The organism is Streptomyces sp. NPDC059373 (assembly GCF_042751495.1).
Lineage (GTDB): Bacteria > Actinomycetota > Actinomycetes > Streptomycetales > Streptomycetaceae > Actinacidiphila.
In genome coordinates this window covers 149,297-160,231 of the sequence record NZ_JBHYXC010000016.1, presented here as the reverse complement: position 1 = coordinate 160,231, position 10,935 = coordinate 149,297, and the positions used below count along the sequence as shown (strand labels likewise).

Here is a 10,935-nt window from a genome sequence, read left to right as displayed (position 1 = left end):
ACGTCGTTGACTGACGACAACGCCGCGAGTTCCCCCAGCCCTGGGGGCTGGGAGGTGCCCCCAGTGCCAGGGCACGCGACGCCGCGGAGATCCACAAGACAGGCTCTAGCGGACCGCCTTGGGCGCCTCGTGGACCTCGGGCTCCTTGAGGGGGAGCCGCCTCGACGTGTCCTGGGAGCAGGGCAGCGCCGGGTGGCGGCCGAGCAGTACGACGCCGATGGTGATCGCGGCGAGGCCGGCCGCCTCCCAGGCCAGGGCGCCCGGGGTGACGCGCAGCCGGTCGCCGAGGAAGCCGACGCCGCAGGCTATGCCGGCCAGCGGCTGGGCGGCGGTCAGCGCGGGCAGCGACATGCGCAGCGGGGCGGTCTCGAAGGCGCTCTGGACGAGGACCAGGCCGGTGAGGCCGATCGCGGCCACGGCGTAAGGCTGCCAGTGCAGGGTGAGGGCCGCGATGCCCTCGTCCTCGACCAGCTGGCCGGTCGTACGGGTGAAGGCGTCCTGCAGCCCGTACAGCAGGCCCGCCGCCAGGGCGAGGACGGTGGCCTCACGCGAGGGCGTCAGCCGTTTCGCGACGCCGACCAGCAGCAGCGCGATGCCGGAGACGATGCCGACCAGCAGCCAGTGGCGCAGCGGCCCGGCGTGCCCCCCGCCGCCCGAGGGCTGGCCGGCGACGATGAAGGCGGTGACCCCGGCGGCGAGCAGCAGTACCCCGGACCAGCCCTGGCGGCCGAGCCGCTGGCCGGTGAGGCGGCGCGAGAGCGCCATCGCGAAGAGCAGGCTGGTGGCGGTGAGTGGCTCGACGAGCGAGACCTCGCCCTGGGTCAGCGCGAGGGCGCTGAGCACCAGGCCGGTGACCATGAAGAAGATGCCGAGCAGCCATTCGGGCATCCGCATGAGGTCCAGCAGCAGCCGGAAGGACAGGAAGTCCGAGAGCGGGGCACGTTGTGCGGCTCGCTGCTGCAGTACGAAGCCGAGCCCCAGGCAGCAGGCGGAACCCAGCCCGAGCAGGAACACGGCCACAGTTTGTCAATCCCCTCATAGGACGACGACGATCGAACGGCTTGGGGCCGACGATAACCCCACTGGGCATGTGATCGCGATGCTTGGCGACCTTGCGGGGGCGCCCTCTTGACAAACGCGGCTGTCACCGCTTGGTCACTTCCCGGATACGGTGCAGCTCGGCAACCACGTCCGCGAGGGTTTCGCACTCCGGGGTGGTCGTGAGCTCGGGCGGAGCGCCGTCGGCCCGCCCGTCGAGCGCGTCCGCGAGCGCGGTGATCGCCCCGGTCACCTCGGCCGCCTCACGCGCCGAGGGGCGGGGCGCGCCGTGCTCCATCCGCACCGCGCAGGCCGTCGCGGCGTCCACGATGCGTTCCGCCGCCGCGACGAGGGGGCCCCAGTCCGTGATCCGGGCGCGCTGGGCCGGCAGCTCGGCCCGTACGGTCTCGGCGGCGGCCCTGGCCTCGCCGAGCGCCTGGTACGCGGACCGGCGCAGCGCCATCCGCTCCCCCGCCCCCTCCCCCGCCGGTGCGGCGAGGACGTGGCCGAGGTAGGCCTCGGTACGCCGCAGGGCGGCCGCCAGCCGCAGCCCGACCCGGGCGGCGGGGTCGACCAGGCGCGGCAGATGCCCGGCCAGCAGCACGATGGCGCAGGCGATGGCGGTGTCGGCCAGCCGGTTCCCGGCCGCCTGGGTGTCGCCGCCGACCCAGACGAAGGACAGCACCAGCAGCGTCACCACGGCGGTCTGCAGGGCGTAGTGCCGGCTCGCCACCGGCACCAGCGCCCCGGCGGCGCCGGCGACGAAGGCCGGCCACCAGTGGCCGCCGGACAGGACGGCGGTCGCACCGGCGAAGACCAGGACGCCGAGCGCCGTTCCGGCGAAGCGGTTCACCACGCGGGAGAACAGCGGCCCGAGGTCCGGCTTGACCAGGAACGCCGCCGTGGCCGGCAGCCAGTACCAGTGGCCCGCCCGCAGCGCCAGCGCGACGGCGGCGCTCGCCGTCACGCACACCGCGACCCGGGCCCCGTAACGCCTGCCGGGCGCGCTCAGCATCCGGCGCCGTACGCGGGGCGGGGCCACGGACTCCACCTCGGCGGGGCTCGACACCTGCGGCACACTGCGGTCGAACGCCAGTGCGGCCTGCAGCAGCGCCCGGTCGAAGGCGGCGCGGGCGGCCGTGCTCGACTCGGGCGCGGGCAGCGCCCCCGGCGACGTACCGGTACGGATGGCGGCGGCCAGCCGGCGCGGCCCCTCGACGATGCGCGGCGGGAGCGACCGGCCCTCCCACAGCAGCGCCACGCCCGCCTCGCACAGCGCGGTCGCCGCGTCGAAGCGCTCGGTCAACAGCAGTTCCTCGTCGGTGACCCGGCGCCGCAGCAGCCGGTGCAGCCGCAGAGCCTCGTCGGCCCGGTCCAGCGCCGCCGTGAGCCGCCGCCGCGCCGGTACCGCCCCTGGGCCGCCGACCGCGGCCAGCGCGTCGGCCAGGGCCTCGAACACCACGGCCAGCGCGGCCCGTTCGCCGTCCAGCGCGCCGCCTGCCGGGCGCGGCGTCCGCAGCACGAGACGGAGCAGGAGCAGCCAGGCGGCGCCGGCGAGGAAGCACAGCGCCTTGAACCACGGCGTGCCGGGCAGCGGCATGCCCATCCCGATCACCGTGGTGACCATCAGCTGGACGCCCGCCGCCGAGCTGACCGGCCCGGCCGTGCTCACCGACCCCGACACCAGCCCGACCGCGAAGATCACCGGCAGCACCCACCACCCGGGCACGACGGCCGCCGCCACACCGCCCAGCAGCAGCCCCGCCGCGCCCGCCAGCGCCGGCAGCCCCACGTGGACGATGCCTGTCCGCCGGGTCCCGGGCCGGTCGTTCACCCCTGCCAGCATCGCGCCCAGCGCGGCCAGGACACCCGCCTCCGGCCGCCCGGCCCCGATTCCCGCCGCCAGCAGCGGTCCCGCCGCGAGCGCCCCGCGCGCCACCGCCGCCCACGGCACGGGCAATCGCTGCCAGCGCAGGGGGTGGGCAAGCCAGAGCGGCAACTTACGCAGGGGCAAGAGGGCATCCTTGACGTGATGGGGGTGCGAATGGGGGGCCGGCCAGGACGCCATCGACCGGCGGCTGCTCTCCAGGGTACGCGGGGCCCTGCCCGGCCCGGCGGCCCGCCACCAGGGCGGTCAGTAGCCGGTGATGGCCAGCGGCCCGGCGCCGGTGGTGCCGATCGCGATGTGGGGGCCGGCCGCGGGATCCGCCCAGCGCAGGATCCGGCTCATCGCCGCCGCCGGTACGGATACGCAACCGGCCGTCGCGCCATGGCCGTTGACGTGCAGGAAGATCCCGGCGCCCCGATTCCGGACGGGCTCGGCGTAGTTGAAGCCGATGACCATCGCCCGGCCGTACTGCACGGGGTACGCGTTCAGCCGCTCGGCCTCGGCGGGGGCGCAGTCGGCGGGCAGCGGCTGGACCCAGCGGTTGTAGTCGGCGGAGGCGTTGTCCTCGCACCACCACGAGGTCGCGGTGACGCGGCGGTAAGCGGTCCGGGTACCGCGCGGTGCCGGGTCGACGCCGAAGGCGAGGGGCAGGTCGTACAACCCGGTCGGCGTCGTGTAGGTGTTCTGCCGGCGGCTCGCGCCCTCGGCGAGTCCGTGGGCGCCGAAGCGGGCCGGGGCGGACCCGGCCCTGGTCCACCAGCCGTCCCGCAGGTCCCACCAGGTCACGGTGCCGGTGGTGGAGCCGGGTCCCTCCGCCTCGGCCGTGACGAGCTGCGTACCGCCGCCCGTGTCGGCCATGCGCGCCGGCAGCGACGCGCCGGGGACGCGCGGGCCCGCGCCCACCGTGCCGGCGACGGAGGCCAGCACGGCGGCGCAGGCCACGGCGAGACGGAGGGCGCCGGTCAACGCGGGAGGGCGGCCTCGATGGCGGAGGTGATCTCCTCGGCCTCGGGCTCGGTACGGGGACGGAAGCGGCCGACGACCTCGCCGTCGGAAACGAGGAACTTCTCGAAGTTCCACTGGACGTCGCCGGCCTCGCCCGCCGCGTCCGGCGTCTCGGTCAGCGCCGCGTACAGCGGCTGCCGGTCGCCGCCGTTGACGTCGGCCTTCTCGAAGAGCGGAAAGCTCACCCCGTACGTCGCGGAGCAGAAGGTCGCGATCTCCTCCGACGAGCCCGGCTCCTGGCCGCCGAACTGATTGCTGGGGAAGCCCAGCACGCTGAAGCCACGGTCCGCATAGCGCTTCTGCAGCCGCTCCAGGCCTTCGTACTGCGGGGTGAGCCCGCACTTGGAGGCCACGTTCACGATCAGCAGCGCCTGGTCGCGGTAGTCGGCGAGGGAAGCGGGCTCGCCGGACAGGGTGCGCAGGGGAATGTCGTACAGGCTCACGATGGATAACTCCTCGGTCAGCGGGTTGTCGTCCGTCTCAACCCCGCCGTCGGGCCCGATCTTCCCACGAGGGCCCCTGATCCGCCCGCGGGGAACAGAGCAAGGCCCCCTTTCCCGGAGTGACGGCCCTTGTGACGATCTGACGCCCGGCCAGGACCGCAGGGTCTCCAGGCCGACGCACGTCGCACGAAAGAGCCGAGCGGGAACTAATGGACCATCACCCATGTGCACCGGCCAGGGGCCCCGGGGCGGCGATGGCCCGAGCGGGTCGGGTCAGCCCCGGCGGCGGTGGCGACGGCCCTTTGGCGTCCGGGACTGTGTGACGACCGGGTCACGGACCGGGACCGCTCACCTCTCGCGGGACCTGCAGCTGTGCCATTCTGATGGTGTGAGCGCCCTGCCCAACGATGGCGGCGCCGGGGTCGGTGTCTCGGGGCCGAGAGCAGACGTGGCCGGGGCGGATGACGCCGCTGCGTCCTCTCCGGCGCCGGAGGAGGCGCTGAGGGAGCAGGTCCTGGCGTTCGCCGGGGCGGTGCTGGCCGCTGTATACGAGCTGGTCGACAACGCGGACGGGCTGCGGCTGGTCGAGACGGCCGGGGGGCGTACCGCCATGTACGGGTTGCCGGAGACGTACTCCCTGTCCGGTGCCTCGCCCGTCGCCGACGCCTTCGGCGCCGACCGGCCGCTGTGGCTGGACTCGGCAGGCCTCGCCGCGTACCGCGAGAGCGAGGCGGGGAGGCTTCCCCCCGAGGTGTCGCTGGGCGCGCTGCCGCTCGGGGCGCCCGGCGGGCCGCGGGGGTGCCTGGTCGTGGTGGGCGACGCCCCGGACGGCTTCGGCGCCGAGCAGCGCGGCTTCCTGGAGACGTACGCCGGGCAGGTCGCCGCACGGCTGCGGGCCGGGGACGGTGCGCCTCGGTCGCTTCTGGCGCTCGCCCTGGACCGGCTCCGCGTCGGCTCCTTCACGGTGGACCTCAGCACGGGGCGGATCGACGCGGACGCACGGCTGCTGGAGCTGGCCGGCATCGGCCCGGACGACTACGACGGCAGGGGCGAGTCCCTGCTGGCGCTCGCGGTGCCGGAAGACCTGCCCGCGCTCATGTCCATGGTCGATCCCGGCCACATGCCCCCGGGCGGCCGGGAGCTGGAGTTCCGGGTCCGCCGGCCCACCGGCGAGCTGCGCTGGCTGCGGGTGCGCAGCCGGATGCTGGCCGACGCCTCCGGCACGCCGGAGCGGGTGGTGGGCGTGGTCGCCGACGCCTCGTATCTGCGGACCGGTGTCGACGAGATCTCCAGGGTGCAGCTGCTGTCCGCCAGACTCGCCAACGCGACGACCATCAGGGACGTCAGCCGCGTCGTGGCGTCCGCGCTGCGCGAGCCGCTGGGTGCCGCGCGGGTGGCGCTCGCCGAGACCGAGGGCGACCGGCTGGTGGTCACCGTCCTCGATCCGCCCCAGCACAGCGCGTGGCCCGACGTGTGGCGTTCCGAATGGCGTTCCGAATGGCCCGACGCGCCGATCCGCGACCTGCCGACGCTGGAGGCGGCGCTGCGGGAGGGCCGTACGACCCTGTGGCCCGCGGACGCCGCCCTCGAACCCGGTCTCGCGGGCGTCGGCCCCGGCGGGCTCGCCGTGCTGCCGCTGCCGTCGCAGGGCCGGGTGGCGGGCGTCTGCCTGATCGGCTGGGACCAGCCGCACGAGTTCGTCCCCGAGGAGCGGTCGCTGCTGACCGCGACAGCGGGCCTGGTCGGACAGGCTCTGATGCGGGCGCACGCACACGACGCCGAGCAGGAACTCGCCACGATGCTCCAGCGCAGCCTGCTGCCCCGCAGGCTGCCGGAGCTGCTCGGCGGGGTGGCCGTCGCCCGCTACCTGCCCGCCATGAGGGGGCTCCAGGTGGGCGGCGACTGGTACGACGTCATAGCGCTCTCCGAAAGCCGGGTGGCGCTGGTCATCGGGGACGTCCAGGGGCACAGCGCCGGGGCAGCCGCGATCATGGGGCAGATGCGTACGGCGATCAGGGCCTACGCAGTGGAGGGCCATCCGCCCGATGTGGTCGTCTCCCACGCCAACCGGCTGCTCGTCGGCATGGAGACCGACCTGTTCGCCACCTGCTGCTATGTCGACCTGGACATGGAGGAGGGCAACGCCTGGTTCGTCCGGGCGGGACATCTGCCGCCGTTGCTGCGTCTCCCGGACGGCAGCACCGAGGAGGTGACGGCGGAGGGCGGCCTGCCGCTCGGGGTGCTCGCGGAGACGGATTTCCCCATGACCTCGGTCGGGCTGAGCCCGGGCACCGTTCTCGTCCTCCTGACCGACGGGCTGGTCGAGTCCGCGAGCCTGCACCTGGACGAGGGCCTGCGCCGCATGCGAGTCGTGCTGTCCACCGGCGATCCGTCGGACGCCGGGCGCCTGGCCGACGACCTGCTGGGCGACCGCAGCCGGCGCGACGACGACGTGGCGCTGCTGGTCATGCGCTACGACGGGATGAAGGTCCGGCCGATACGGGCCAACTGGACCGTCTGGCGGCTGCCCGACGCCGTCATGCACGCGCGCCGTTTCACCGCCCGCACCCTGCGCGCCTGGAAGATCACGGAGGTGTCGGACGTGGTCCTGCTGGTCGTCTCCGAACTGGTCACCAACGCCCTGGTGCACACGACGGGCGAGGTGCGCCTCGACTTCACGCTCGGCGCGGACCGCCTGCGGGTCGCGGTGACCGATTCGTCGCCCCGTGCCCCCGCCAAGCCGGTGATCGTGGACTGGGAGGCGACCGGCGGCCGGGGCATCCTGCTGGTCGAGGCGGTGTCGGCATCCTGGGGCGCCGTGCCGCTCGGCGGCGGCAAGCAGGTGTGGAGCGAGGTCATGGTGCCGCTGCGCGAGCCGGAAGAACCGGAAGAACCGGAAGAAGCTGCACAGGAGCCCTGACCAGGCGGCGGGCCGCTCAGTGCTCGGCCACTCGGCCGGCGTCGACGACCAGCCGGCGGGTGGTCTGCACCGCGTCCAGCATGCGCCGGTCGTGGGTGACCAGCAGCAGCGTGCCGTCGTAGGAGGCGAGCGCGGCCTCCAGCTGTTCGATGGCCGGCAGGTCGAGGTGGTTGGTGGGCTCGTCGAGGACGAGGAGGTTGACGCCGCGCGCCTGGAGCAGGGCCAGGGCGGCACGGGTGCGCTCGCCCGGGGAGAGAGTGGCGGCCGGGCGCAGCACATGGGCGGCCTTGAGGCCGAACTTGGCGAGCAGCGTACGGACCTCGGCGGGCGGGAGGTCGGGCACCTCGGCGCCGAAGGCCTCCATCAGGGCCTCGCTGCCGTAGAAGAGGCGCCGGGCCTGGTCGACCTCACCGACGACGACGCCGGGGCCGAGGGAGCCGCCTCCCGCGTCCAGGGGGACGCGGCCGAGGAGGGCGGCGAGCAGGGTGGACTTGCCGGAGCCGTTGGCGCCGGTGATGGCGACCCGGTCGGCCCAGTCGATCTGCAGGTCGACGGGGCCGAGGGTGAAGCCGCCGCGCCGGACCTCGGCGCCGCGCAGGGTGGCGACGACGGCGCCGGAGCGGGGTGCGGCGGCGATCTCCATCCGCAGCTCCCACTCCTTACGGGGCTCGTCGACGGCATGGGAGTCCAGGCGTTCGATCATCCGCTGGGTCTGGCGGGCCTTGGAGGCCTGCTTCTCGGTGGACTCGGCGCGCGTCTTGCGGCTCTGCTTGTCGTTGTCGCTCGCCTTGCGGCGGGCGTTGCGGACGCCGTGCTCCATCCAGTTGCGCTGCATGCGGGCGCGGGACTCGAGGCCGGCGCGGGTGTCGGCGTACTCCTCGTACTCCTCGCGGGCGTGGCGGCGGGCCACCTCGCGCTCCTCCAGGTAGCCGGCATAGCCGCCGCCGTACGTGTTCACCTGCTGCTGGGCGAGGTCGAGCTCGACGACCCTGGTGACGGTGCGGGTCAGGAACTCGCGGTCGTGGCTGACGACGACCGTGCCGGCCTTGAGACCCTTGACGAAGGCTTCGAGGCGCTCCAGGCCGTCCAGGTCGAGGTCGTTGGTGGGCTCGTCGAGCAGGAAGACGTCGTAGCGGCTGAGCAGCAGCGAGGCCAGACCCGCGCGGGCCGCCTGGCCGCCGGACAGCGAGGTCATCGGCTGGTCGAGGCCGACGGTCAGGCCGAGGGAGTCCGCGACCTCCTCGGCCCGCTCGTCCAGATCGGCGCCGCCGAGGGCGAGCCAGCGCTCCAGGCTCTCGGCGTACGCGTCGTCCGCGCCCGGCGTCCCTTCCACGAGGCCCTCTGTGGCGGCGTCGAGCGCCTCCTGGGCGGCGGCCACTCCCGTACGCCGGGCGAGGAAGGCCCGTACGGTCTCGCCCTCCCGGCGCTCCGGCTCCTGCGGCAGATGGCCTACGGAGGCGGTCGGCGGGCTGAGTCGCAGCAGGCCCTGCTCGGGCGTGTCCAGCCCGGCCAGCAGGCGCAGCAGCGTCGACTTGCCCGCGCCGTTGGCGCCGACCAAGCCGATGACGTCGCCGGGGGCGACGACCAATTCGAGACCGGAGAAGAGGACACGATCCCCGTGACCTGCGGCAAGATCCTTGACAACCAGTGTGGCGCTCATCAGAGGGTGATCCTAGCGGCCCCCGTGCGTCGGCCCCGAACCGTAGGAGAGGCTCCTTACATGCCCAGCCGCAAAGCCCTGGTCCGCCGCCCCAGCCCCCGTCTGCCGGAGGGCCTGGTCACGCACATCGACCGCTCACCGGTGGATCTCGCTCTCGCCCTGCGGCAGTGGGAGGCGTACGTGGCCGCGCTCGCCGCGCACGGCTGGGAGACGATCGAGGTCGACCCGGCCGACGACTGCCCCGACGGCGTCTTCGTCGAGGACACGGTGGTCGTCTTCCGCAACGTCGCCCTGATCGCCCGGCCCGGCGCCGACTCCCGCAAGCCGGAGACCCCGGCCGTGGAGCAGGCCGTCACCGCACTCGGCCTGTCCGTCAACCGGGTGCACGAGCCCGGCACCCTGGACGGCGGCGACATCCTGAAGGTCGGCGACACCATTTACGTAGGCCGGGGCGGCCGCACGAACGGGGAGGGCGTACGCCGGCTGCGGTCCGTCTTCGAGCCGCTGGGCGCACAGGTCGTCGCCGTCCCCGTCTCCCGGGTGCTCCACCTCAAGTCGGCCGTGACCGCCCTTCCGGACGGCACCGTCATCGGCTTTCCGCCGCTGGTCGACGACCCTGCCGTCTTCCCCCGCTTCCTTCCGGTGCCCGAGGAGGCCGGGGCGCATGTGGTGCTGCTCGGCGGCGGCCGGCTGCTCATGGCGGCGAGTGCGCCCAAGAGCGCGGAGCTGTTCGCGGACCTCGGTTATGAGCCGGTTGTCGTGGACATCAGCGAGTTCGAGCGACTGGAAGGTTGCGTGACCTGTTTGTCGGTCCGGATGCGGGAACTCTACGGATAGGAGGCCGGTTGCCTTTTCGACCGGTATTAACCTACGGTGGCGTAACCTACGCAAGCGTAAGTGTCTTTCAGTCGTCAGGAGCGAGCACAACGTGACCATCACCCCGTCCCAGCGCACCGAGTCGGACACATGGAGTGACACGAAGCTTCTGTACGCCCTGGAAGAGGTGGTCGAGACCGAGCTGAATCGCCACCTCGGCGTCGCCAAGGAATGGATGCCGCACGAGTACGTGCCGTGGAGCGACGGCCGTAACTTCGACGGGATCATGGGCGGCGAGGCCTGGGCGCCGGAACAGTCGAAGGTGACGGAGATCGGCCGGATATCGCTGATCGTCAACCTCCTCACCGAGGACAACCTGCCGAGCTACCACCACGAGATCGCGACCATGTTCGGCCGCGACGGCGCGTGGGGCACCTGGGTGCACCGCTGGACGGCGGAGGAAGGCCGGCACGCCATCGCGATGCGGGACTACCTTCTGACCACCCGCGCCGTGGACCCGGTGGAGCTCGAGCGGTTCCGCATGACCCACATGTCGGAGGGCTTCGAGTCCGACAACGCGCACAGCATGCTCCACTCGGTGGCGTACGTCGCCTTCCAGGAGCTGGCGACGCGCATCTCGCACCGCAACACCGGCAAGGAGTCCGGCGACCCGATCTGCGACCGCATGCTGGCGCGGATCGCCACCGACGAGAACCTCCACATGGTCTTCTACCGCAACCTGCTGGGCGCGGCGCTCGAACTCGCGCCCGACCAGACGATGCGGGCCATCCGCGACGTCGTCGTCGGCTTCCGGATGCCGGGCCACGGCATGCCGGGCTTCGAGCGGTCGGCCGCCCGGATCGCCATCGGCGGTATCTACAACCTGCGGATCCACCACGACGACGTCCTGATGCCCGTCCTGCGGCACCTCAAGGTCCTGGAGACCACCGGCCTGGGCCCCGACGGGCTCAAGGCACAGCAGGAGCTGGGCTTCTTCATGGGTGAACTCAACGCCCAGGCCGTCAAGTTCGACGAGCGTCGCGAGGCGCTGCTGGCCCGTCGGGCGGCCCGCGCCGCCTCCTGACCCGAAGCGGTCAAGCCGCCCGCCGCCGGAAATCATGCACGCGTGCTTGTTTCCGGCGGCGGGCGGTGCCAGTCTGGCGCC

The 10,935-nt window shown here is 73.4% G+C and carries 8 protein-coding genes; 3 read left to right on the top strand and 5 right to left on the bottom strand.

Annotation, left to right across the window (positions count from 1 at the left end; all coding sequences use genetic code 11):
• Window positions 1-105 precede the first annotated feature (105 nt).
• From ACFXJ5_RS22440 to ACFXJ5_RS22425, 4 genes are all read right to left on the bottom strand, one after another.
• Window positions 106-1,020 (bottom strand): DMT family transporter, encoded by a 915-nt coding sequence (locus tag ACFXJ5_RS22440; protein ID WP_384633698.1) that lies wholly within the window; start codon window positions 1,018-1,020, stop codon window positions 106-108.
• Between the two features lie 124 nt (window positions 1,021-1,144).
• Window positions 1,145-3,106, bottom strand: coding sequence for an FUSC family protein (locus tag ACFXJ5_RS22435; RefSeq protein ID WP_459253990.1), 1,962 nt, complete (start codon window positions 3,104-3,106; stop codon window positions 1,145-1,147).
• A 66-nt stretch (window positions 3,107-3,172) separates the two neighbouring features.
• Complete coding sequence (locus tag ACFXJ5_RS22430) at window positions 3,173-3,868, bottom strand: L,D-transpeptidase (RefSeq protein WP_384633721.1); 696 nt, start codon at window positions 3,866-3,868, stop codon at window positions 3,173-3,175.
• Between the two features lie 20 nt (window positions 3,869-3,888).
• Window positions 3,889-4,374: a glutathione peroxidase gene (locus tag ACFXJ5_RS22425; RefSeq protein WP_384633692.1), complete on the bottom strand. Its 486-nt coding sequence runs from the start codon at window positions 4,372-4,374 to the stop codon at window positions 3,889-3,891.
• Between the two features lie 397 nt (window positions 4,375-4,771).
• Between ACFXJ5_RS22425 and ACFXJ5_RS22420 the strand changes: the two genes are divergently transcribed.
• Window positions 4,772-7,294, top strand: a complete 2,523-nt coding sequence (locus ACFXJ5_RS22420) for a SpoIIE family protein phosphatase (protein ID WP_384633718.1) — start codon at window positions 4,772-4,774, stop codon at window positions 7,292-7,294.
• 16 nt (window positions 7,295-7,310) lie between these two features.
• On the opposite strand, the gene ACFXJ5_RS22415 is transcribed toward ACFXJ5_RS22420, so the two are convergent.
• Entirely contained in the window at window positions 7,311-8,954 is a 1,644-nt protein-coding gene (locus ACFXJ5_RS22415) for an ABC-F family ATP-binding cassette domain-containing protein (protein ID WP_384633689.1), read from the bottom strand.
• 60 nt (window positions 8,955-9,014) lie between these two features.
• Here ACFXJ5_RS22415 and ddaH point away from each other — a divergent pair, with 60 nt between their 5' ends.
• Together ddaH and ACFXJ5_RS22405 are read left to right on the top strand one after the other, a co-directional pair.
• On the top strand, window positions 9,015-9,791 hold the full coding sequence (gene ddaH / locus ACFXJ5_RS22410) for a dimethylargininase (protein WP_384633686.1): 777 nt from the start codon (window positions 9,015-9,017) through the stop codon (window positions 9,789-9,791).
• 91 nt (window positions 9,792-9,882) lie between these two features.
• Entirely contained in the window at window positions 9,883-10,854 is a 972-nt protein-coding gene (locus ACFXJ5_RS22405) for an acyl-ACP desaturase (RefSeq protein ID WP_384633684.1), read from the top strand.
• Window positions 10,855-10,935 lie beyond the last annotated feature (81 nt).